General features: G+C 52.5%; 24 protein-coding genes and 1 tRNA gene. 19 read left to right on the forward strand and 6 right to left on the reverse strand.

Translation table 11 applies throughout. The features are described from left to right. Window positions 1-71: 71 nt before the first annotated feature. Window positions 72-578 carry a G/U mismatch-specific DNA glycosylase gene (mug, locus tag ACFK9X_RS20565; RefSeq protein WP_000237776.1) on the reverse strand — a complete coding sequence of 169 codons (507 nt, stop codon included), beginning with the start codon at window positions 576-578 and terminating at the stop codon, window positions 72-74. A gap of 125 nt (window positions 579-703) precedes the next feature. Between mug and ACFK9X_RS20570 the strand changes: the two genes are divergently transcribed. Further along, window positions 704-779 (forward strand) — tRNA-Ile (locus ACFK9X_RS20570). 79 nt (window positions 780-858) lie between these two features. On the opposite strand, the gene ACFK9X_RS20575 is transcribed toward ACFK9X_RS20570, so the two are convergent. Continuing rightward, on the reverse strand, window positions 859-1,626 hold the full coding sequence (locus ACFK9X_RS20575; RefSeq protein ID WP_000213760.1) for a siderophore-interacting protein: 768 nt from the start codon (window positions 1,624-1,626) through the stop codon (window positions 859-861). 231 nt (window positions 1,627-1,857) lie between these two features. On the opposite strand from ACFK9X_RS20575, the gene ACFK9X_RS20580 reads away from it, so the two are divergent. Beyond that, on the forward strand, window positions 1,858-2,505 hold the full coding sequence (locus ACFK9X_RS20580; RefSeq protein WP_000983441.1) for a PadR family transcriptional regulator: 648 nt from the start codon (window positions 1,858-1,860) through the stop codon (window positions 2,503-2,505). On the opposite strand, the gene ACFK9X_RS20585 is transcribed toward ACFK9X_RS20580, so the two are convergent. Further along, window positions 2,502-4,067: a methyl-accepting chemotaxis protein gene (locus ACFK9X_RS20585; protein WP_151117557.1), complete on the reverse strand. Its 1,566-nt coding sequence runs from the start codon at window positions 4,065-4,067 to the stop codon at window positions 2,502-2,504. The genes ACFK9X_RS20580 and ACFK9X_RS20585 overlap by 4 nt on opposite strands. Window positions 4,068-4,454: 387 nt before the next feature. Further along, window positions 4,455-5,975: a PAS domain-containing methyl-accepting chemotaxis protein gene (locus ACFK9X_RS20590; RefSeq protein ID WP_000094649.1), complete on the reverse strand. Its 1,521-nt coding sequence runs from the start codon at window positions 5,973-5,975 to the stop codon at window positions 4,455-4,457. Window positions 5,976-6,397: 422 nt separating this feature from the next. Here ACFK9X_RS20590 and ygjG point away from each other — a divergent pair, with 422 nt between their 5' ends. Both ygjG and ACFK9X_RS20600 read left to right on the forward strand, forming a co-directional pair. Then, entirely contained in the window at window positions 6,398-7,777 is a 1,380-nt protein-coding gene (ygjG, locus tag ACFK9X_RS20595; RefSeq protein WP_191964509.1) for a putrescine aminotransferase, read from the forward strand. A gap of 170 nt (window positions 7,778-7,947) precedes the next feature. Beyond that, window positions 7,948-9,966, forward strand: coding sequence for an NADPH-dependent 2,4-dienoyl-CoA reductase (locus ACFK9X_RS20600; protein WP_151117561.1), 2,019 nt, complete (start codon window positions 7,948-7,950; stop codon window positions 9,964-9,966). 80 nt (window positions 9,967-10,046) lie between these two features. Here ACFK9X_RS20600 and rlmG read toward each other — a convergent pair whose 3' ends face one another. Then, entirely contained in the window at window positions 10,047-11,183 is a 1,137-nt protein-coding gene (gene rlmG, locus ACFK9X_RS20605) for a 23S rRNA (guanine(1835)-N(2))-methyltransferase RlmG (RefSeq protein ID WP_151117564.1), read from the reverse strand. An 85-nt stretch (window positions 11,184-11,268) separates the two neighbouring features. On the opposite strand from rlmG, the gene ACFK9X_RS20610 reads away from it, so the two are divergent. From ACFK9X_RS20610 to ACFK9X_RS20675, 14 genes are all read left to right on the forward strand, one after another. Beyond that, window positions 11,269-11,766, forward strand: coding sequence for a M48 family metallopeptidase (locus ACFK9X_RS20610; protein WP_151117566.1), 498 nt, complete (start codon window positions 11,269-11,271; stop codon window positions 11,764-11,766). Window positions 11,767-11,917: 151 nt separating this feature from the next. Beyond that, entirely contained in the window at window positions 11,918-12,610 is a 693-nt protein-coding gene (locus tag ACFK9X_RS20615; RefSeq protein ID WP_000951045.1) for a vancomycin high temperature exclusion protein, read from the forward strand. 88 nt (window positions 12,611-12,698) lie between these two features. Next, window positions 12,699-13,697 carry a Gfo/Idh/MocA family protein gene (locus ACFK9X_RS20620; protein ID WP_115276167.1) on the forward strand — a complete coding sequence of 333 codons (999 nt, stop codon included), beginning with the start codon at window positions 12,699-12,701 and terminating at the stop codon, window positions 13,695-13,697. Window positions 13,698-13,965: 268 nt separating this feature from the next. Continuing rightward, a complete protein-coding gene (locus ACFK9X_RS20625; RefSeq protein WP_001098833.1) occupies window positions 13,966-14,934 on the forward strand; it encodes a TerC family protein in 969 nt (322 codons plus the stop codon). A 254-nt stretch (window positions 14,935-15,188) separates the two neighbouring features. Continuing rightward, the gene (gene sstT / locus ACFK9X_RS20630; protein WP_000235363.1) at window positions 15,189-16,433 is read left to right on the forward strand and encodes a serine/threonine transporter SstT; all 1,245 of its coding nucleotides are present in this window, start codon (window positions 15,189-15,191) and stop codon (window positions 16,431-16,433) included. A gap of 449 nt (window positions 16,434-16,882) precedes the next feature. Next, window positions 16,883-17,545, forward strand: a complete 663-nt coding sequence (gene yqjA, locus ACFK9X_RS20635) for a DedA family general envelope maintenance protein YqjA (protein WP_000422143.1) — start codon at window positions 16,883-16,885, stop codon at window positions 17,543-17,545. A 3-nt stretch (window positions 17,546-17,548) separates the two neighbouring features. Beyond that, window positions 17,549-17,932, forward strand: coding sequence for an EnvZ/OmpR regulon moderator MzrA (gene mzrA, locus ACFK9X_RS20640; protein WP_000917516.1), 384 nt, complete (start codon window positions 17,549-17,551; stop codon window positions 17,930-17,932). 144 nt (window positions 17,933-18,076) lie between these two features. Continuing rightward, the gene (locus ACFK9X_RS20645) at window positions 18,077-18,445 is read left to right on the forward strand and encodes a DUF1090 domain-containing protein (protein WP_000877297.1); all 369 of its coding nucleotides are present in this window, start codon (window positions 18,077-18,079) and stop codon (window positions 18,443-18,445) included. Window positions 18,446-18,486: 41 nt separating this feature from the next. After that, window positions 18,487-18,792, forward strand: coding sequence for a YqjD family protein (locus ACFK9X_RS20650; RefSeq protein ID WP_000031219.1), 306 nt, complete (start codon window positions 18,487-18,489; stop codon window positions 18,790-18,792). Window positions 18,793-18,794: 2 nt separating this feature from the next. After that, a complete protein-coding gene (locus tag ACFK9X_RS20655; RefSeq protein ID WP_000785626.1) occupies window positions 18,795-19,193 on the forward strand; it encodes a phage holin family protein in 399 nt (132 codons plus the stop codon). Beyond that, window positions 19,190-19,489: a YqjK-like family protein gene (locus tag ACFK9X_RS20660; RefSeq protein ID WP_052934858.1), complete on the forward strand. Its 300-nt coding sequence runs from the start codon at window positions 19,190-19,192 to the stop codon at window positions 19,487-19,489. Before ACFK9X_RS20655 ends, ACFK9X_RS20660 begins: the two co-directional genes overlap by 4 nt. Before the next feature lie 237 nt (window positions 19,490-19,726). After that, complete coding sequence (locus ACFK9X_RS20665) at window positions 19,727-20,119, forward strand: DoxX family protein (RefSeq protein ID WP_001592732.1); 393 nt, start codon at window positions 19,727-19,729, stop codon at window positions 20,117-20,119. Between the two features lie 66 nt (window positions 20,120-20,185). Further along, window positions 20,186-21,172 carry a glutathione S-transferase family protein gene (locus tag ACFK9X_RS20670; RefSeq protein ID WP_023221320.1) on the forward strand — a complete coding sequence of 329 codons (987 nt, stop codon included), beginning with the start codon at window positions 20,186-20,188 and terminating at the stop codon, window positions 21,170-21,172. Between the two features lie 123 nt (window positions 21,173-21,295). Continuing rightward, the gene (locus tag ACFK9X_RS20675) at window positions 21,296-21,661 is read left to right on the forward strand and encodes a DUF805 domain-containing protein (protein WP_151117569.1); all 366 of its coding nucleotides are present in this window, start codon (window positions 21,296-21,298) and stop codon (window positions 21,659-21,661) included. 38 nt (window positions 21,662-21,699) lie between these two features. Here the strand turns inward: ACFK9X_RS20675 and yhaJ are convergent, their stop codons facing one another. Next, on the reverse strand, window positions 21,700-22,596 hold the full coding sequence (gene yhaJ, locus ACFK9X_RS20680; RefSeq protein ID WP_001041026.1) for a DNA-binding transcriptional regulator YhaJ: 897 nt from the start codon (window positions 22,594-22,596) through the stop codon (window positions 21,700-21,702). 104 nt (window positions 22,597-22,700) lie between these two features. On the opposite strand from yhaJ, the gene ACFK9X_RS20685 reads away from it, so the two are divergent. Next, window positions 22,701-23,402: a pirin family protein gene (locus ACFK9X_RS20685; protein WP_000633552.1), complete on the forward strand. Its 702-nt coding sequence runs from the start codon at window positions 22,701-22,703 to the stop codon at window positions 23,400-23,402. Window positions 23,403-23,413: the final 11 nt, after the last annotated feature.

The raw sequence follows: 23,413 nt of genomic DNA on the forward strand, positions 1-23,413 counted from the left end.
ATGCGCAAGCGCCCTATTTGGCCTGCAGAATTTCTACACAGCGCGAGTATTCGCGCCCTCATTCCCCATTGCTATAGCCCACGCATAATGAGCGCTTGATCCAGTTCGCGATAGGCCTCGACCAGTTTTTCCGTTTTAATTCGGTTTAAGCCACTGGGATTCGGCAACACCCACACCATCGTCGCGCCAATGGCGATCTTTTGTTTACCCCAGGCGATACCGCGCTGGCTGAATCCCTGTTCAAAAGCCTGTTTACCAAGCACTGCCAGCGCCGCGGGCTGGTAGTCCTCTATCTTTTCAATCAGGTTTCGTCCGCCGCTACGTAATTCATGCAACTTCACCTCAGTCGCTTGTACCGTCGGTCGATCGACGAGTTTCGTTACCCCGCAGCGAAAATCCAGTAATTTTTCCGCCTCTTCTGGTTTCAACTGTCGATCGGTGAAACCGGCCAAATGAATAACTTTCCAAAAACGATTCGCGGGATGCGCAAACGGAAAGCCGGTATTCGCCGAGGAGAGTCCCGGATTGATGCCGCAAAAAACCACCCGTAGCCCTGGCGCCAGTATGTCCTTAACCATTATTACTCCTGAGCAATACAACGTTCTTTAAGTATAACGGGTTGAAAACACATTGTTTATAAAAACAGCACCCGCACGGTTACGGCTGGATTACAGCGTAAAGTTACATTATAATCCACCGCCACGGCCCCTTAGCTCAGTGGTTAGAGCAGGCGACTCATAATCGCTTGGTCGCTGGTTCAAGTCCAGCAGGGGCCACCAAATTTTAGCTTTAAAATCATATAATTAAGCCACTCTAAAGAGTGGCTTTTTTGTTTCTGACAGGGCTCGCCCCATACCGCTATTTACGATGCCAATAGGCTGCCGCACGTACCAGGTGTGGATCAAACCCCTTTTCAAAGCACTGACTTAAACGTTTTACCGTTTTGCCTTCGCCAGTAATCCAGATGAAATAGTCTGATTCTGGTATTGTCAGCTGCGACAGGCGCGTTTGCATTGCCTGTTCATCGCCGCCAACAACATATTCCACAGTAATATCCGTCAAATGGGCGAGATAATCGCGGTATGCCGCATCCTGAATGCTCACCAGCGCGGTTACCGCAGGGCGCACAGGCAGACGGCTAAGCGATTCCAGACGACGACGTAGCGCAGGCATACCGGACTCATCGCAGACATAAACCTGACAGGCATACTCTTCCGGCACCACCAGCGAACCGCGCGGCCCGCCGATCGTCAGTGTATCGCCTTCACGGGCTTCCATTGCCCAACGGCTGGCTACGCCGCCATCGTGGATAAAGAAATCCAGCGCCAGCTCGCGACGCGCCTCGTCATACAGCGGCGTGTAATCCCTGGAGACCGGGCGAACGCCCTCCCCCCAGATAATGCCTTCCTCAGTGACTGTCGGAGGCGTAAAGCGACAGCCTGGCTCAGGGAAAAAAACTTTCGTGTGATCGTCAAAGCCCAGGGAGATGAAACCGTCCAGCGCCTCGCCGCCAAGTACGATCCGCTGAAATCCTGCGCTAATACGTTCTACCCGCAGAACGATCAGCTCGCGAAAACGCAGCTCATTACGAACACGCTGTGGGTAGCGTACGGATGATGTCGTCATTTTTTGCCTTCGTGAAGTAATACGATATATCTAAATTAAAATTTTAAATGATAATGATTGTTAATCAGTAAAAATGCAACTGTTTTTTGATAGTGTTCTGGCAACACATCGCTAATCACAACTTCAAAATAAAACGTTATAAATTAATAGATTATATCAACAAGCGCTTTTATCCTTGCTAAAAACCATCATTTAGATATAAATTAGATATATCTAAATAAGCAGGAGGCAATGATGCAAAATCAACATGAAGGGTGTTGCAAAAACCGGGATCATATGCACGATGGTTGCTGCAAAGATCGAGAACATCAGCATGAAGGCTGCCATAGCGCGCATCAGCATGAGAACGCCAGTTGCGGCGGCGAGCACCGTCACGGACACGGCTGTGGTCGTCATGGACAGGGCGGTGGTCGACGTCAGCGATTTTTTGGCCACGGGGAACTTCGGCTGGTCATTCTTGATATCCTGACCCGGGACGCCAGCCACGGCTATGAACTGATTAAAGCGATAGAAAACCTGACGGGGGGCGGCTATACGCCAAGCGCTGGCGTGATCTACCCTACGCTGGATTTTTTACAGGATCAGCAATTTATCACGATTAGCGACGAAGAGGGCGGGCGGAAAAAAATCGCGATTACCGCGAACGGCGCGCAATGGCTTGATGAAAATCGCGAACACCTGACGCATATTCAGGCGCGGCTAAAAGCCCGTTGTGTGGGCATGGAGTTACGTAAAAATCCGCAGATGAAGCGGGCGCTGGATAACTTCAAGGCCGTGCTGGATCTGCGGATAAACCACAGCGATATCAACGACGCGCAAATCAAACGCATTATCGGCGTGATTGATCGCGCGGCGCTGGAAATCGCCGAACTGGATTAAGCGGGCTGCGTGTCCTCTTCGCGGACGCGGAACACGTTAACCAGCTCTTTTAAATGTAACGCCTGTTCGTTCAGCGACGCCGCGGCGGCAACAGACTCTTCCACAAGGCAGGAGTTTTGTTGCGTGGCGGCGTCAATCAGGCCAATCGCGCTGTTAATCTGCGAAATACCGTCAGTTTGCTCGCGGCTGGCCTGCCCAATCTCACGTAATATCACATCCATCTCTTCGACGTTATCCACCATGCCATTAATCAGGGCGCTGGCTTTCTCCACCAGGTGCATCCCTTCCTGAGTCTGACTGGTTGAATCTTCAATCAAATTACGGATTTCACTGGCTGACGAGGCGCTCTTTTGCGCCAACTGGCGAACCTCTCCGGCGACAACGGCAAAACCACGTCCATGTTCGCCCGCGCGCGCCGCTTCAACCGCCGCGTTCAGCGCCAGAATATTGGTCTGAAAGGCAATGGAATCAATGATATTGATGATATCCGACATACGATTTGCCGTATCGTTAATGACGCGCATTTTCTGCGTCACTTGATTCATCATCTCCCCATTGTTTTTCACTACGCTGGCGGCGCCGGCAGAGAGTTTGGTCGCTTCACTGGTATGGTCAGCCGTATTTTTAACCGTGGCGGTAATCTGTTCCATCGACGCCGCCGTTTCTTCAACCGGGCTGGCCTGCTCTTCCGTACGCGCCGCCAAATCCTGGTTACCGGCGACAATTTGCGCCGCCGCTGTGGAGATACTTTCCGAACCGTTTTGCACTTCCTGTACGATATCCAGTAGACGCGTTTTCATCGCCATTAACGCTTGCAGTAGTACGCCTGTTTCATCTTTATAGTCGGTGGTGATATGGCGAGTCAGATCGCCATCGGCAATCGCCTCGGCAAAGCGTACCGCTTCATCAAGCGGCCGGGTAATGGAACGTACGATATACCATCCCATTACGCATCCGGCAGCGATGCTTATCAGCGCCAGGGTAATTAACAGCGTCCGGTTAGTTTTAAAATCTCCTTCGACCTGCACGCCCGCGTTGTGCATCTGCGCATCCTGAACGGCGATAAGTTCCTGAACTTTGTCCTTATAGACCTTTTGCACCTGCACCGTTCTGGTCATCATCTCCTGAATGGCCGCCTGACGATTATTGCTTTGAATATCTTTCAAAATACGGAATCTGGACTCCAGGTATTGCTGGCGCGCTTCACGGATCTCGGTAATGATTTTCTGCGAAGCCGCATCGTGACGATTGCTGGAAAGCTCATCCAGTAACGCCGTAATACGCTGGCTTATTTCATCCAGCTCTTTCTGCGAACTCTGGCTCCAGCGCCCCTCTTCATCCAGTAACATGAGCTGCTGCGCGATGATGAAATCATTAAAATTATCGATTAACAGATTGGCTTTTACCGTGGTGGGATAATCATTGGTAATAATGTTCTGCATACCCGTATTAGCCCGATCAAGGCTAAACAAAGACAGAGCGGAACTCACCACCATGAGAACAATGAATAAGCCAAAGGCCATAAATAATTTTGAACGTATTTTAATGTTATGCAAAAACATATTTTCTCCCTGGGATTGCATATCCTCATACAGGAAGATTTATCGGCAATAATGTTACTAACTTTATGATATTGATCGCTTTTTATTTCGGAACATTATTAGTAAGTAATATTTATTGTTCACAGAAAGATGAACCAAAAGTGACATAAATTGGCACTAATAATGAAAGAAATACGCTAAAAGGTTAACCATTTCTTATTTATTAACTGAGTTTATACCTATTAATAGGTAGACAAGGGAGAAGGAATAAATATCACATTATTTTTAACATCACAGGCCACTGGTACTCTCTATGATGGCAGGCACCGCCTTCTATCAGAGCACATCCGCCCGGTAAGCTTGTTGCTACCGGGCGGATGTCATTACCGTTGCAACCTACAAATAAACTTAATGCAGTACCGTGACCGCATCCTCCAGCCGGCTGGCACGGTGTTTTACCATCGCGGAGACTTGTGCGCTCTCTTCCACCAGCGCCGCATTCTTCTGGGTTATGCGGTTCAACTCGTCCACGGCGCGAGTCAGGCTGGAAAGCCCATCTGTCTGTTCCTGCGTCGACTGGCTGATCCGTGCGATAAGCAGGGTGACATTTTGCACCTGGGCTACAATGTCATCCATGGTACGGCCTGCGGCGTGAACCTGCTCGGAGCCTGACTGCACCTTTGTTGCACTGGCGTCAATTAATTTACGAATATCGTTCGCCGCATTAGCGCTACGGCTGGCAAGATGGCGTACCTCGCCAGCAACCACGGCAAACCCTTTCCCCTGCTCGCCCGCTCTCGCCGCTTCTACCGCCGCATTCAGCGCCAGGATATTCGTCTGAAAAGCGATATCGTTAATTAGCGTGGTGATCGTCCCGATACGTTGCGTACTGTGAGCGATATCATCCATCGTTTTAATCACCGTATCCATCGCCTCACCTCCCTGAGTCGCCGCGCTACTGGCCGCCATGGAAAGCTTATCCGCAGCGGAAGCCGTCTCGGAATTGAGCTTCACGGACTCCGCCATCTGGTTCATGGTCGTTACCGTTTCCTGAACATTCTCCACGGTCTGACGGGTGTGTTCGTTCAGATCATTGTTACCCTTCGCCAGCCTTTCACTGCCGTTTCTGACGCTGGAAACCTGACTTGATACGTCATTGATCAGCCAGCGGCACATCAAGCCAAGCTGCCCCACGGCCCTCAGCGTCAGCCCCAACTCATCGCTACGATTAAGGTGTTGTACGCTGTTGCGTTCGCCGGTCGCCACTTTCAGCGCCTGCGTCGCCACATTTTCAATGGGACGCACAATTTGCCATTCAAATAGCGCCGTACCTGCCAGCATCGCCAACGCGCCCAACAGCAACGCCTGCCATGACGCATCCGTACCGAACAGCGCCAACACCAGCATTACGGCCATTAGCCCCATAATGCTACGCACTCGCCAGCGAACAGGCATAGCGGGCAGTTTGCCCAGCAAGCCCTGACGAACCACCAAGCCTTTATGAATACGTTTACTACACCGCCCTTCATTTAGCGCCTGATATAAAGGCTCGACGGCGGCAATCTCATCATCCGTGGCGCGGGTACGGATCGACATATATCCCGTCACACGCCCTTCACGTATCATCGGTACCGCGTTGGCCCTCACCCAATAATGGTCGCCGTTTTTACGCCGGTTTTTCACAATGCCGCTCCACGGTTCGCCCTGTTTTAGGGTATACCACATATCTGCGAAGGCAGCTTTCGGCATATCCGGATGACGCACCAGATTATGTGGCTGCGCCAGTAACTCGTTTAACTGATAGCCGCTCACCTGGACAAAAGTGTCATTGGCGTGAGTGATATAGCTTTCCAGGTCGGTCGTAGACATCAGAGTGGTATCATCATCCAGCGGGGTATTTAGCTGGCTGACGTAGGGATGAGAAGACATGATAGCGTCCTGTGCAGGTTATCTGGATGTTAATTTTTCGCTCAGATGTTATTTCGGCGCTAATCTATTTATCTTTAGTTGTTAAAATTGCTCTGGATCGCAATTTGCGATTAATCCTTAATATTTGTACGATTTTCACCTCATCCTGCGCCTTATTTTCATTATGAAATTGTTTAGCGTGGACAACCTTTTTCTTTAAAATATGCCCTGGCTCACCTTTTTCTCACGCCGCCTCTAACGCAACACACCGTAAAACAAGATCTGCTCAAAATGCATCCAATTGTTAACACATGACATTAAATGTTGTGTAAATGTGATTATTCCTGGTGTTTATCCCGATTTTCACTATGGGCTTAGACCCCCGCTAATCCCTGCAATACTTAATTCAGTATCATGTGATACACGGCCCTCTGGAGCTCATTTTGAACAGGTTACCTTCCAGCGCATCGGCTTTGGCCTGTAGCGCGCACGCACTGAATCTCATCGAGAAGCGAACGCTAAACCATGAGGAAATGAAAGCACTAAACCGAGAGGTCATTGACTACTTTAAAGAGCATGTAAATCCAGGATTTCTGGAATACCGGAAATCTGTTACCGCCGGCGGGGATTACGGAGCCGTAGAGTGGCAAGCGGGCAGTTTGAATACGCTTGTCGACACCCAGGGGCAGGAGTTTATCGACTGTCTTGGGGGGTTTGGCATCTTTAACGTGGGGCACCGTAATCCTGTTGTGGTATCCGCCGTCCAGAATCAACTCGCAAAACAACCTCTCCACAGCCAGGAGTTACTTGATCCCTTGCGGGCGATGCTGGCAAAAACGCTGGCGGCGCTGACACCGGGGAAACTCAAGTACAGCTTTTTCTGTAACAGCGGCACCGAATCCGCCGAAGCGGCGCTAAAACTGGCAAAAGCGTATCAGTCGCCGCGCGGCAAGTTTACCTTTATCGCCACCAGCGGCGCATTTCATGGCAAATCATTGGGCGCGCTCTCCGCCACGGCCAAATCCACCTTCCGCAGACCCTTTATGCCTTTACTGCCGGGCTTCCGCCATGTGCCGTTTGGCAATATCGACGCGATGAGCATGGCATTTAGCGAAGGCAAAAAAACGGGCGACGAGATAGCAGCCGTGATTCTGGAGCCTATTCAGGGTGAAGGCGGCGTGATCCTGCCGCCGCAGGGATACCTGACAGAGGTACGTAAGCTCTGTGACGAATTCGGCGCGCTGATGATTCTGGATGAAGTACAAACCGGCATGGGGCGTACCGGCAAGATGTTTGCCTGTGAGCACGAAAATGTGCAGCCTGATATTCTGTGTCTGGCGAAAGCCCTGGGCGGCGGCGTGATGCCGATTGGCGCCACCATCGCGACTGAAGAGGTGTTTTCGGTTCTGTTCGACAACCCCTTCCTGCATACCACCACTTTTGGCGGTAATCCGCTGGCTTGTGCTGCCGCGCTGGCGACCATTAACGTCCTGCTGGAACAAAATCTCCCGGCCCAAGCGGAACAAAAAGGCGATACGCTCCTGGATGGTTTTCGACAACTTGCGCGTGAGTATCCCAATCTGGTACACGATGCGCGCGGCAAAGGTATGTTGATGGCCATTGAATTTGTCGATAACGAAACGGGCTACCGTTTTGCCAGTGAGATGTTCCGTCAACGCGTGCTGGTCGCTGGTACGCTGAATAATGCGAAAACAATTCGTATTGAGCCACCGCTCACGCTAACCATTGAACTGTGCGAACAGGTATTGAAATCAGCGCGTAATGCGCTGGCGGCGATGCAGGTGAGCGTTGAAGAGGTTTAAAAACGATGCCGGATGGCGCTATGCTTATCCGGCCTGTTTTCCCCGGGTCGCGGCCTCTTTTTTGAATCCCATCACAATCACCACATTCCCCTTTTCCCTTTTACCTCGCGACGGCTACAGTAGTAACTCATCCGACCACATAACAATAATTTTACATACTGGATACGCTTATGAGCTACCCGTCGCTGTTCGCCCCGCTCGATCTGGGCTTTACTACTCTCAGAAACCGCGTGCTGATGGGATCGATGCACACGGGTCTGGAAGAACATCCTGATGGCGCTGAGCGCCTGGCGGCATTTTATGCCGAGCGCGCGCGACACGGCGTAGCGTTAATCGTCACCGGCGGTATTGCGCCCGTTCCCTCCGGGGTCGTGATGACCGGCGGCGCGATGCTGAACGATGCCAGCCAGTTAACGCCTCACCGCGTGGTGACCGATGCAGTACATGCGGAAGGAGGTAAAATCGCGCTGCAAATTCTGCACACCGGGCGTTACAGCTATCAGCCGCACCTGGTCGCGCCGTCGGCAATTCAGGCGCCAATCAACCGCTTTATGCCGCATGAACTGACGCATGATGAAATCTTGCAGTTAATCGACGACTTCGCGCATTGCGCGCAACTGGCGCAGGAAGCAGGCTACGACGGCGTAGAGGTGATGGGATCAGAGGGCTATCTGATTAATGAATTTATCACGCGGCGAACTAACCATCGCGATGACGAATGGGGCGGCGACTATGCCAGCCGTATGCGCTTCGCGGTTGAGGTAGTACGCGCGGTACGCCAGCGGGTAGGGAACGACTTTATTATTATCTATCGCCTGTCGATGCTCGATCTGGTGGAAAATGGTGGCACGTTCGACGAAACGGTACAACTGGCGCAAGCCATTGAAGCCTCAGGCGCAAGCCTAATTAATACCGGCATTGGCTGGCATGAGGCGCGAATCCCGACCATCGCCACGCCAGTACCGCGTGGCGCCTTTAGCTGGGTGACGCGGAAACTCAAAGGTCATGTGTCGGTTCCACTGATCGCGACCAATCGCATTAACGATCCGCAGGTCGCCGAGACGATCCTGACGCGCGGCGATGCCGATATGGTGTCGATGGCGCGTCCCTTCCTTGCCGATGCTGAATTCCTGACTAAAGCGCAATCCGGACGCGCAGATGAGATCAATACCTGTATCGGCTGTAATCAGGCCTGTCTGGATCGGATCTTCATCGGCAAAGTGACCTCCTGTCTGGTGAACCCGCGCGCCTGTCACGAAACCCACATGCCGATAACGCCGGCCATACGCAAAAAGAACCTGGCCGTTGTCGGCGCAGGCCCGGCGGGGCTGGCTTTCGCGATTAACGCCGCGTCGCGCGGCCATCATGTCACGCTGTTTGACGCTCAGAGTGAAATTGGCGGTCAGTTTACTATCGCCAGGCAGATCCCGGGTAAAGAGGAGTTTTACGAAACGCTGCGCTACTACCGTCGAATGATCGATGTTACTGGCGTTACGCTGAAACTGAACCAACGGGTGAACGCAGAGGATCTTCAGCCGTTTGACGAAGCGATCCTCGCCTGCGGAATAGTACCGCGCCGCCCGCCGATAGACGGTATCGATCATCCAAAAGTATTGACCTACCTGGAGGTATTGCGCGATAAAGCGCCGGTTGGTAAGCGAGTGGCGATCATCGGCTGCGGCGGGATCGGTTTTGACACGGCCATGTATCTGAGCCAGCACGGCGAATCCACCAGCCAAAATATTGCTGAGTTTTGTACGGAATGGGGAATTGATACCAGCCTGCAGCAGGCAGGCGGTCTGCGTCCGGAAGGCCCGCGCCTGGCACGTAGTCCACGGCAAATCGTCATGCTGCAACGCAAAGCCAGCAAGCCGGGCGAAGGATTAGGAAAAACCACCGGCTGGATCCATCGCGCGACGTTACTGGCGCGCGGCGTGAAGATGATCCCGGCGGTCAGTTACCAGAAGATCGACGACGACGGATTACATCTCTTGATCGGCGGCGAACCGCAGTTGCTGGAAGTGGATCATGTGGTGATCTGCGCCGGACAGGAACCTCGCCGCGAGCTGGCGGACCCGTTACGCGCCGCAGGTAAAACGGTACATCTTATCGGCGGATGCGATGTCGCGATGGAGCTGGATGCCCGACGGGCGATTGCCCAGGGCACCCGACTGGCGCTGGAGATTTAACGACTTTGCCTGATGGCGCTGCGCTTATCGGGCCTATGCCGTCATACCGGTTTTATAGGCCGGTATGACGCTTGAGCGCCTTATCGACGGCGTCCCTGCTTCACCGCTTTCAAAATAACAAACTTATTGTTGGTTGCTATCGTCGCGCAATTACCGAAAATCTTCTTCAGCTTGTGGAAATAGTCCAGATGGCGGTTCGCCACAATATACAGTTCGCCGTTGATTTTCAGGCAGCGGCGGGCGTGATGGAACATCTCCCAGGCGATATTGTCCGTCAGCGCATGTTTCTGGTGGAACGGCGGGTTGCAGAACACAGCGTTAAAACGGAACGGCTCCACGCCGGAGAGCGCGTTGTTGATCATAAATTCGCAGCGTTCGAATGCTTCCGGCAGGTTCGTTTCTACATTCAAACGGCTGGAATCTACCGCCATCGGCGATTCATCGACAAATACCACGTTCGCCTGCGGATTTTTCGCCAGTAAGCCCAGGCCAATCACCCCATTGCCGCAGCCGAGATCGACAATCTCCCCGTCGAGGTTTTCCGGCAAATGCTGCATAAAGAAGCGCGCGCCGATATCCAATCCGGTACGAGAAAACACATTCGCGTGGTTGTGAATCGTCCAGCCTGTATCTTCCAGTTTCCAGCTTAGCGTTTGCGGCGCGTCGGCCAGTTGCGGATGACTGAAGGTACAGTTAATCAGGCGCGCTTTCTTCCACGCCAGCGTCGTCGTGGTTGGGCCCAGCACTTTTTCAAACAGTTCCAGCGTAGAGGTATGAATATCACGCGCTTTCGCGCCGGCGATAATACGCGTTTGCGCCGTAACGACCTTACGCAAAGCGCGTAACTGCTGTTCCAGCAACGCCAGCGTTTTCGGTACCTTAATCAATACCACGCCCGGCGCCTGCGGGTAGTCAGCGGTACTGTCGAGAAACGTTACGCTGGACTCCGCGATGCCGTTATGGCGTAAATTCTCTCGCGTACCCAGTTCGCTTAAATACGAATCGCCAATACTGTATGGCGAATGCTCCGCCAGCGCACAGCTTAGCGCGCCAAACGTATCATTCAGGATCAGCACCGGGCCGCGAATTTCCGTCTCATCCAACTGTTGCAGCAGATACTCATCGGCCGCCTCCCACGCCAGAAGCGGGTTAACATCATCCGTTTGCGGAAAACGTTTCAGCGTCAGTGAACGGAAACCGTCGTCTACGTGGCTCATTAGGCCTCCTGAATGGTAAAATTGCGGCGTTATCCCTGAAAAGGGTGCGTGAGTATACACTTTTTATCAGCAACATGGAGCTTTGATGACCTCACTAACTTACCTTCAGGGGTATCCGGAACATCTCCTTGCCCTGGTGCGCACCTTAATCGCCGAGCAGCGCCTGGGAGCGGTGCTGGAAAAACGTTATCCCGGCGCGCATGATTACGCCACTGACAAAGCGCTATATCACTATACTCAGGAACTGAAAAGTCAGTTTCTGCGCAATGCGCCGCCCATCAATAAAGTGATGTATGACAGCAAGATCCATGTGCTGAAAAATGCGCTGGGACTGCATACCGCTGTCTCGCGCGTTCAGGGCGGCAAGCTCAAGGCAAAGGCGGAGATCCGCGTCGCTACCGTGTTTCGCAACGCTCCGGAGCCATTCTTACGGATGATTGTGGTTCACGAGCTGGCGCACCTGAAAGAGAAAGATCATAACAAAGCGTTTTATCAGCTCTGCTGCCATATGGAGCCGCAGTACCATCAACTGGAGTTTGATACGCGACTGTGGCTGACGCATCAGGCGCTGTCGGCACAATAAATTCTGAAAATGCCCCTTCCCCCGTATCTTTTTAACGGCGTGGGCATAAAATCGGCGCGTTCACATTTCGCTCATTTCCTGCCGCCACGTCAAGGATGACGATCTGTAGAGGGTATTTTTTATCCACCGCCAACGGAACCGCGCAACAACCATGCTCTCACAATGTGCCCGTTTTATCCGCCGCCTCTGTTTTACACGCCGGGCGTTAACAGTGGCGTGTTTTCTGCTTGTCGCAGCAGGCGTCGCGCTTTTCTATTCCAACTGGCTTATCGTCAACGCCTCGCAGCATCTGACATGGAATGATATTCAGACCGTTCCCGCCCGCAACGTCGGGCTGGTGTTAGGCGCTAAACCCGGCAATCGGTATTTTACCCGGCGGATTAATACTGCCGCCGCGTTGTATCACGCCGGTAAAGTGAAGTGGCTGTTAGTCAGCGGCGATAATGGCAAAAAAGAGTACGATGAACCTTCGGCGATGCAGCAGGCGCTGATAGCGAAAGGTGTGCCGGAAGCGGCCATTTTTTGTGATTATGCCGGATTCTCCACGCTGGACTCCGTAGTTCGCGCCCGGAAAGTGTTTGGCGAAAGCCGCATTACGATTATCTCGCAAGCATTCCATAATCAACGGGCGATCTGGCTGGCGCAACAATATGGCATTGACGCTATCGGCGTTAACGCGCCGGATCTGAATAAAAGGCACGGAACCTACACACGACTTCGGGAAAAGCTGGCGCGGGTTAGCGCGGTGCTGGATGCCAAAATTTTGCACCGTCAGCCTAAATATCTGGGCGCTGGCGTCACTATTGGGGCTGATAGCGCACACGGGTGCCCTTCTCGCCAGTAAAATGCCAGAGTGCGTCGCAGCGCACTGGCAAGGGCGGAAAGGCGTGCTACATTGACGAAAAATCCCTTTCTGGAGTCCGCTGACGTTTATGATACGTTTCGCTGTAATTGGGACTAACTGGATCACGCGCCAGTTTGTCGACGCCGCCCATGAAACCGGCAAATTCAGGCTCGCCGCCGTTTACTCCCGTAGTCTTGAACAGGCGCAGTCTTTCGCAAATGATTATCCCGTCGAGCATCTGTTTACCTCGCTGGAAGCGATGGCGCAAAGCGACGCGATTGAGGCGGTTTATATCGCCAGCCCGAATTCCCTGCATTTCTCCCAGACGCAGCGCTTTTTGCAGCATAAAAAACATGTCATGTGCGAAAAGCCGCTGGCTTCTAACCTGGCGGAGGTTGATGCCGCTATCGCCTGCGCGCGCGATAATCAGCGGGTACTGTTTGAAGCCTTTAAAACCGCCTGCCTGCCCAATTTCCTGCTGCTGGGGGAATCGTTGCCGAAAATCGGCAGAATGCATAAAGCATTCCTAAATTACTGCCAGTACTCTTCTCGTTATCAGCGCTATCTGAACGGTGAAAACCCGAATACATTTAATCCGGCCTTCTCCAATGGTTCGATTATGGATATCGGGTATTACTGTCTGGCGTCGGCGATCGCGCTATGGGGCGAGCCGCGCAGCGTTCAGGCGTCGGCGAATTTATTGGAAAGCGGAGTAGATGCGCACGGCGTCGTGGTTATGGATTACGGCGATTTTAGCGTCACGCTACAGCATTCCAAAGTCAGCGACTCGGTACTGGCCAGTGAAATTCAGGGCGAGAGGGGATCGCTGGTCATTGAAAAGCTGTCGGAATGCCAGAAAGTGTGTTTTGCGCCGCGCGGCGCGCTGATGCAGGATCTGACCCAGCCTCAGCATATTAATACCATGCTGTATGAAGCCGGGGCGTTTGCCCAGCTTATTGAAAACCACGCCGTGGAACATCCGGGGTTGTCGCTAAGTCGCGCCACGGCAAAATGGCTGACAGAAATACGCCGTCAAACCGGGGTCATCTTCCCGGCGGACGATCTGACTCATCCCCTTACTGCGTAAAATTATGTAAATCATATGTTACAAGCCATTGACTCTACGCGTGGCCTGTCATACTTTGTTACGCGCAAAGGGGAGTAACTTCATTGCCGGTCGATCGTCATTACGATGTATGCAAAACCACATCCGGTCACCGGGCAGCCATAAAGGAATGCGTCAGCGTATTCCTTTATTGTTGTAAGTGAGACCTTGCCGAATGGCAAGGTCTATGCATAAAAGCAGCGGCTAATGCCATTCGGCGTTAGCCGTTTTTTTTGCATAGGGAGAAATAATGAATACTGTCGGTACGCCATTATTATGGGGTGGATTCGCGGTTGTTGTGGTGATAATGCTATCCATCGACCTGTTGTTGCAGGGGCGCCGCGGCGCACATGCGATGTCGATGAAACAAGCGGCAGGATGGTCAATCCTGTGGGTAACGCTCTCGCTACTGTTTAACGCCGCTTTCTGGTGGTATCTGGCTGAAACGCAAGGGCGCGAAGTTGCTGACCCGCAGGCATTGGCGTTCCTTACCGGCTATCTGATTGAGAAGTCGCTGGCCGTAGATAACGTCTTTGTCTGGCTGATGCTGTTTAGCTATTTCTCCGTCCCTCCGGCTCTGCAACGCCGGGTGCTGGTGTATGGGGTTCTTGGCGCGATCGTGTTGCGTACTATCATGATTTTCGCCGGTACCTGGCTTATCACTCAGTTCGAATGGCTGCTGTATGTGTTCGGCGCCTTCCTGCTGTTTACCGGCGTAAAAATGGCGCTGGCGAAGGAAGACGAATCCGGCATTGGCGAAAAACCGATGGTGCGTTGGCTGCGCGGGCATCTGCGCATGACTGATACGATCGAGAACGAGCACTTTTTCGTACGTAAAAACGGCCTGCTGTATGCCACGCCGCTGCTGCTGGTGCTGATTATGGTTGAGTTCAGCGATGTGATCTTCGCCGTTGACAGTATTCCGGCGATCTTTGCGGTCACCACCGACCCGTTCATCGTACTGACCTCTAACCTGTTTGCCATCTTAGGACTGCGCGCGATGTACTTCCTGCTGTCCGGCGTGGCGGAACGCTTCTCGATGCTGAAATATGGTCTGGCGGTCATTCTGGTCTTTATCGGCATTAAGATGCTGATCGTCGACTTCTACCATATTCCTATCGCGATTTCGCTGGGCGTAGTGTTTGGTATTCTGACCATTACGCTGGTGATTAACGCCTGGGTTAACCATCAGCGCGATAAGAAACTACGGGCGCAATAATCTTTTATCGGGGTAAACCTGCCCCGTCAAAAACGCCCGACAGCGCACACCTGTCGGGCGTTTTTGTTTAACATGTCACAATACTGTTAATATAAAGTTATAAAACATGATCACAGCAAAAAATCCAGGATATTTCGCTTCCCGAACCTTCAACTTTCCTTATACTCAACCAGGCAAACACTTTGTTACATCCTGAAAGATGCGCCGTAAGAGCGTGCAGGGGATGACCAGCAACACAATACAAGGAACATGAAATGGCTACGCAACGAGCATCAGGGCTACTGCAGCGTTTAGCGCAAGGCAGTCTGGTTAAACAAATTTTAGTGGGTCTGGTACTGGGGATTTTACTGGCATGGATTTCTAAGCCTGCGGCAGAAGCGGTTGGCTTGCTTGGCACCCTGTTCGTCGGCGCCTTAAAAGCGGTCGCCCCCGTTCTGGTGCTGATGCTGGTAATGGCCTCGATCGCCAACCACCAGCACGGCCAAAAAACCAATATTCGCCCTATTCTCTTTCTTTACCTGCTAGGCACCTTTTCAGCCGCGCTGGCGGCCGTTGTGTTCAGCTTCGCCTTCCCTTCAACCCTGCATTTGTCCAGTAGCGCCCAGGATATCGTGCCGCCGTCCGGCATTGTAGAAGTCCTGCGCGGTCTGCTGATGAGCATGGTGTCGAACCCCATCGACGCGCTGCTGAACGCTAACTATATCGGGATTCTGGTATGGGCCGTCGGTCTGGGATTTGCCCTGCGTCATGGTAATGAAACCACCAAAAACCTCGTGAACGATATGTCTAACGCCGTGACCTTTATGGTGAAACTGGTGATCCGTTTCGCGCCAGTCGGTATTTTTGGTCTGGTTTCATCAACGCTTGCAACCACCGGCTTCTCCACCCTGTGGGGCTATGCGCACCTGCTGGTCGTCTTGATTGGCTGTATGCTGCTGGTCGCGCTGGTGGTCAACCCGCTGTTGGTATTCTGGAAAATTCGTCGCAACCCTTATCCGCTGGTGTTCGCCTGCCTGCGTGAAAGCGGCGTTTATGCCTTCTTTACCCGCAGCTCTGCCGCCAATATTCCAGTGAATATGGCGCTGTGCGAAAAGCTGAATCTGGACAGGGATACTTACTCCGTTTCCATTCCGCTGGGCGCCACTATCAATATGGCCGGCGCGGCAATTACCATTACGGTTCTGACGTTGGCGGCAGTTCATACGTTAGGCGTCCCGGTGGATCTGCCTACAGCGCTGCTGCTGAGCGTGGTGGCCTCGCTGTGTGCTTGCGGCGCCTCCGGCGTGGCAGGCGGTTCATTGCTGCTGATCCCGCTGGCGTGCAACATGTTTGGCATCCCGAACGATATCGCGATGCAGGTAGTAGCGGTCGGCTTTATTATCGGCGTATTGCAGGATTCGTGTGAAACGGCGCTGAACTCATCTACCGATGTTCTGTTCACTGCGGCAGCCTGCCAGGCAGAGGACGAACGTCTGGCGAATAACGCCTTGCGTAGCTAAGTGATTATCGATGCCGGATGGCGTATGCCATCCGGCGTAACGATAGATCTGAATCTCCCAATCCGTAGGCTGTGACGTAAAGCGAATTTATATCCACACGCAACATCCTCGCGTAACGTTATATGTAGATGGCGTCTGCCGCGGCGCTCGGTCAGCGTAAAGTATAAAGTGTCAGCCTGTGTAAATCCTCTCGCCACCCTCCCTTGCGATAAGCAAAATCAAAGCTCAACGACGCGTAATTTCTATAACGGACTTCGTTGACCTTTGTTACAATTAGATGCATTTTGAATTTTTGTGTGTTAGTGCTTGCTTACTTCACAACTTAACAAGGAATAGTTCAGGCCGCGAATTTGCCGTTTCCGCAACGCTGATAAAAACTCCAACTCTGTTGCGGCAGTGCAAACCTCAGATCACCGGCGTGACGTTAACCGATTCTCCAGGAATACTGAATGGAACTACTGACTCAATTGCTGAATGCCCTGTGGGCTCAGGACTTTGAAACACTGGCCAATCCTTCCATGATTGGCATGTTATATTTTGTGTTATTTATGATTTTGTTTCTGGAAAATGGGCTGCTCCCTGCCGCCTTTTTGCCTGGCGACAGCCTGTTGATCCTGGTCGGCGTGCTGATCGCCAAAGGCGCGATGGGTTATCCACAAACCATTTTGCTGCTTACCGTCGCGGCCAGCCTGGGTTGCTGGGTCAGCTATATTCAGGGCCGCTGGCTGGGGAATACCCGCACCGTGCAAAACTGGCTCTCTCATCTCCCCGCACATTATCATCAACGCGCCCATCACCTTTTCCATAAACACGGCCTGTCGGCACTATTGATAGGCCGTTTTATCGCGTTTGTCAGAACGCTGCTGCCCACCATTGCCGGCATATCCGGTCTGAATAACGCGCGCTTTCAGTTCTTCAACTGGATGAGCGGCTTGTTGTGGGTGCTTATCCTGACGTCGCTGGGCTATCTGCTGGGCAAAACGCCCGTCTTTATGAAGTATGAAGATCAGTTAATGTCATGCCTGATGCTGCTGCCCGTGGTGCTGCTCTTTTTTGGCCTGGCGGGTTCACTGGTCATGCTGTGGAAAAAGAAGTATGGGAGCCGGGGATAACTTATGCTTAAACCACGCATAACTGCCCGACAACTCATTTGGATCAGCGCTTTTCTACTGATGCTGACCATACTCATGATGACGTGGTCAACGCTGCGTCAGCAAGAGTCGACGCTGGCCATTCGCGCGGTTAACCAGGGCGCCAGTATGCCAGACGGCTTCTCAGTTCTGCATCATCTGGATGCGAACGGCATTCATTTTAAAAGCATTACGCCTAAAAATGACATGTTGCTCATTACCTTCGATTCCCCTGCGCAAAGCGCCGCAGCAAAAACAGTGCTTGATCAAACGTTACCACACGGTTATGTCGTCGCTCAGCAGGACGATGACAACGAAACGGTACAGTGGCTGTCCCGCTTACGGGAAAGCTCACACCGCTTTGGCTAATCTCCAGGAATCCGAATCATATCACTCACTTTGGTGATTTCATTGTTTAATGACTATGATTAATAAAGCGGTGTTTAACCCACCGCGTTATTATCGGGATCACCGCCCCGGACAACGGGTCCGAACATAAGGGAAAGTTCAGGAATGAAATACCGCATCGCTTTGGCTATCACGCTTTTTACGCTTAGCGCCGGCAGCTACGCTAATTCGCTTTGTCAGGAAAAAGAGCAGGATATACAAAAGGAAATTAGCTACGCTGAAAAGCACAACAATCAGCGCCGTATTGAGGGTCTGAACAAGGCGCTCAGCGAAGTACGCGCCAATTGTACTGACAGCAAGCTGCGCGCCGAGCATCAGAAAAAGATCGCTGAGCAAAAAGAAGAGGTAGCCGAACGCCAACGTGATTTAGCCGAGGCAAAAGCAAAAGGCGATGCGGATAAAATAGACAAACGTGAACGTAAGCTGGCCGAGGCTCAGGATGAGCTAAAAAAACTTGAGGCCAGAGACTACTAAATTAACGCCGAATGTAAATACTCACTCACCTGGAGAAAACTATGTCGAAAGATAACACTACGGAACATCTGCGCGCTGAGTTGAAATCCCTGACCGATACGCTTGAAGAAGTGCTGAGCTCTTCGGGCGAAAAGTCGAAAGAAGAGTTGAGTAAGATTCGTAGCAAAGCCGAGCGCGCGCTGAAAGAGAGCCGTTACCGCCTGGGCGAAACGGGTGATGTGATTGCCAAACAGACTCGCGTCGCCGCCGCCCGCGCCGATGATTATGTGCGCGAAAATCCCTGGACAGGCGTAGGCATTGGCGCCGCTGTCGGTCTGGTGTTGGGCGTACTGCTGACGCGTCGTTAATTATGGCGGACTCTCGACAGGCACAAGGACCAGGCAAAAGCGTACTGGGTATCGGGCAGCGGATTGTCACCATTATCGTTGAGATGGTGGAAACCCGGCTGCGACTGGCGGTAGTAGAACTGGAAGAAGAGAAAGCGAACCTCTTTCAGCTTTTGCTGATGGTAGGTCTTACCATGCTCTTCGCGGCGTTTGGCTTAATGAGCCTGATGGTTCTGGTCATCTGGGCTATCGATCCTCAGTACCGTTTGAACGCGATGATCGCTACCACAGTTGTGCTGTTAGTGCTTGCGCTAATCGGCGGCATCTGGACTTTGCGCAAAGCGCGTCAGTCCACGCTATTGCGCCATACGCGGCACGAACTGGCTAACGATCGGCAAATTCTGGAGGACGATCAGTCGTGAGCAGCAAAGGCGAACGCGAAAAACGTAAAGCGCTGCTTCTCAGTCAGCTCCAGCAGCAACGGCTGGATCTGTCCGCCAGCCGTCGCGACTGGCTGGAGACCACCGGCGCGTACGATCGCGGCTGGAATACGGTGTTAAGCCTGCGCTCCTGGGCGCTGGTCGGTAGCAGCGTAATGGCCATCTGGACCATCCGTCATCCTAATATGTTGGTACGCTGGGCGAAACGCGGCCTGGGTATCTGGAGCGCCTGGCGCCTAGTAAAAACTACCCTCCGTCAACAACAGCTCCGCGGTTAATATCTTTTCTTTTATAGCATCGCGCCATCAGGTTATCACCTGGTGGCGCGATACTTTTATGCATATCGTCTCTTTAGCAATCACTCAAATTTTTTGAAAAAATTTGGCAATTTTCCTTGCTAACAATTCCTGCACGCCACGTTTATGATTCTCTCCAGCGATAACAATGATGCGCCAAACCGCGTCATTGCTCATGAAAATAGCAGCAGCCGCCGAATCGGCCCTCTGGAGAATAAAATGAAAAAATTAGAAGATGTTGGTGTACTGATAGCGCGTATTTTAATGCCAGTTCTGTTTATTACCGCAGGATGGGGAAAAATTAGCGGCTATGCGGGCACACAGCAGTATATGGAAGCGATGGGCGTACCAGGATTCCTGCTGCCGCTCACCATACTGCTTGAGTTCGGCGGCGGTCTGGCGATTCTGCTGGGGTTCCTCACCCGCACCACTGCGCTTTTTACCGCTGGTTTTACGTTGCTGACGGCATTGATCTTCCATAGCAATTTTGCAGAAGGTGTAAACTCGCTGATGTTTATGAAAAACCTGACCATTGCCGGCGGATTCTTATTACTGGCGTTAACCGGGCCTGGCGCGTTCAGCCTTGACCGTCTGCTGAATAAAAAGTGGTAAGCAATCTATACTCAATTAAAAAGCGAGGGAATAGCGCCTCGCTTTTGTCATCTGAAGGAGAGAGACATGGGACAACTGATCGATGGCGTCTGGCACGACACCTGGTATGACACCAAATCTTCCGGGGGGAAATTTCAGCGTTCAGCGTCGGCTTTCCGCAACTGGCTTACCGCTGACGGCGCGCCCGGACCTTCCGGCGAAGGCGGATTCGCCGCAGAAAAAGATCGTTACCATCTGTACGTTTCCCTTGCCTGCCCCTGGGCGCATCGCACGCTCATTTTCCGTAAACTGAAAGGTCTGGAGCCGTTTATTCCGGTTTCCGTCGTGAATCCATTGATGCTGGAAAACGGCTGGACGTTTGATGATACTTTTCCGGCGGCCACCGGCGATACCCTCTATCAGCATGAATTTCTCTACCAGTTGTATCTGCACGCCGATCCACACTACAGCGGCCGCGTCACCGTACCGGTCTTATGGGATAAAAAAAATCATACTATCGTCAGCAACGAGTCCGCCGAAATCATTCGTATGTTTAACTCCGCCTTCGATGGGCTGGGCGCTAAAGCCGGGGATTACTATCCCCCCGCGCTGCAAAGCAAAATTGACGAGTTAAACGGCTGGATTTATGACAACGTTAATAACGGCGTTTATAAAGCAGGCTTCGCCACCAGCCAGCAAGCGTATGATGAAGCGGTAGACAAGGTATTTACTGCGCTGGCGCGCCTGGAACAGATTCTCGGACAGCACCGCTATCTGACGGGCGACCAGTTGACCGAGGCGGATATCCGCTTATGGACGACTCTGGTACGCTTTGATCCGGTTTACGTGACTCATTTCAAATGCGACAAATACCGAATCAGCGACTACCTGAATCTGTACGGTTTCCTGCGCGATATCTATCAAATACCGGGCATTGCTGAAACCGTTAATCTTGACCATATTCGTCACCACTATTTCCGTAGCCATAAAACGATTAACCCCACAGGTATCATTTCTGTCGGACCGTGGCAGGATCTGCTCGAACCTCACGGGCGCGACGTGCGCTTTGGCTAATTTCAGGCGTCCTCCGGGATGCCTTATTAATAAATACCACAAATATTTACCAACATTTCATTCGCGGCTATTCTTAGTTTGATTACTTTAAAAACAAGTGATTGAACCATTATTGAGGCGAAAATGGATTGGTATTTAAAGGTTTTAAAAAATTATCTGGGATTTGGCGGCCGCGCGCGACGCAAAGAGTACTGGATGTTTATTCTGGTCAATATCATCTTTACCTTTGTGTTGGGCCTGCTGGACGCCATGCTTGGCTGGCAACGCGCCGGGGGTGAAGGCGTTCTGACCACCATTTACGGCGTTCTGATCTTTTTACCGTGGTGGGCCGTGCAGTTCCGTCGTCTGCATGACACTGACCGCTCCGCATGGTGGCTACTGTTGCTACTTATCCCCATTATCGGCTGGCTTATCATCATCGCGTTCAACTGCCAGAATAGTACGCCGGGCAACAACCGCTTCGGCCCCGATCCGAAACGTTTTTCCTGAGGGCGGCGCGGCGCCGCTTTTAAAGCGCCGCGCGCTATTTATTTTCCGGCGAATAGCTTAGGTATTTCCCGCAGGCACCAGGCTTTTGCCTCTCCCATACTGTCGCGCCGCCAGGCCATAATAATATCGATTTCGCTGGTCGATTCCGGGCTTACCACGCGTAGCCGCCCTTCGGCAATATCCTGTTCCACCATCGAATATGGCATGGTCGCGACGCCAAGCCCGGCCAGCAGCGCCTGACGTTTATCTTCAATCGTGCTTACCGTCAGACGTGGCTGCTTATCCAGCAGTTGCACCGTTAATACCGGCCGCTCGCGCGCGGTATCCGCTACCGCTACGCCGCGGTATTTAACCCGCGTCACTTCCGAAAGCGGCTCCGGCTCCTGATGAATAGGGTGGTCAGGCGCGGCGACATACACATTCATTAACGTATACAACTTACGGGAGTTAATTTCCGACGACGATCGAAAATGCATATCCGGGGCGATAACGATATCCGCCCGTCCCTGCTCAAGCCGCTCCCATGCGCCAGCCAGTACTTCGGTAATCAATGAAAGCTGCGTATTGGCTTTAGCGGCCAGCCGGTCGATCAGCGGAAAAAAAGCAGGCGTCGGTACCAGAGCTTCAGTGACCAGCGTCAGATGCGTTTCCCAACCGCGGGCCAACGCTTCAGCATCCGTCGTTAACTTGTCTGCCGCTTCCAGCAATACCCGCCCGCGTTCCAGCAGCATACGTCCGACGTTGGTGAATTTTGTACGATGGCCGGAGCGATCGAACAGTACAACGTCCAACTCTTCTTCCAGCTTCTGCATGGTGTAACTCAGCGCGGAGGGCACCCGCCCCAACTCATCAGCCGCTGCGGCAAAACTGCCCCGGCGGTCAATGGCGTCCATCACACGCAATGCTTCAAGCGTCAGCGCTCTCTCTTTAGCCATAACGTTCTCATTCAGGAAATTTGAACATACCGGGCAGAATATCTGGCTAACAATGCAGCGTCCAGCCCCTTAACATAAAAGGAAGTAAAGAGAGGTTAATAACGATGATTACGACCCGAACCGCCAAACAATGTGGACAGGCAGACTACGGATGGCTACAGGCCCGCTATACCTTCTCCTTTGGACACTACTTCGACCCTACACTGCTGGGCTACGCGTCGTTGCGCGTACTGAACCAGGAAGTGCTGGCGCCGGGCGCCTCTTTTCAGCCTCGAACTTATCCAAAGGTGGATATTTTAAACCTGATTCTGGACGGCGAAGCGGAATACCGCGACAGCGACGGCAACCATGTACAGGCTAAAGCGGGCGAAGCGTTGCTGCTCGCCGCGCAGCCGGGCATTAGCTACAGCGAACATAACCTCAGCAAAGTTAAGCCGTTAACCCGAATGCAACTGTGGCTTGACGCCTGTCCTGAACGGGAAAACGCGCTGGTACAAAAAATCCCACTCTCGACGGCGCAACAACAGCTTCTTGCCTCGCCCGACGGTGAGCAAAACAGCTTACAACTGCGCCAACAGGTCTGGGTACATCATATTACGCTGGAGAAAGGCGAATCGCTTAATTTCCAGCTTCACGGGCCGCGCGCCTATTTGCAGTCGATTCACGGTACGTTCCACGCGATGACGCACAACGAAGAACGCGAGGCGTTAACCTGCGGAGATGGCGCATTTATTCGTGATGAACCTAACATTACGCTGGTTGCCGATACGCCGCTGCGCGCATTACTGGTAGATTTACCGGTGTAGCCAGCCAGAAA

This window comes from Salmonella sp. WC3 (genome assembly GCF_042932255.1).
Classification (GTDB): Bacteria; Pseudomonadota; Gammaproteobacteria; order Enterobacterales; family Enterobacteriaceae; genus Salmonella; species Salmonella enterica.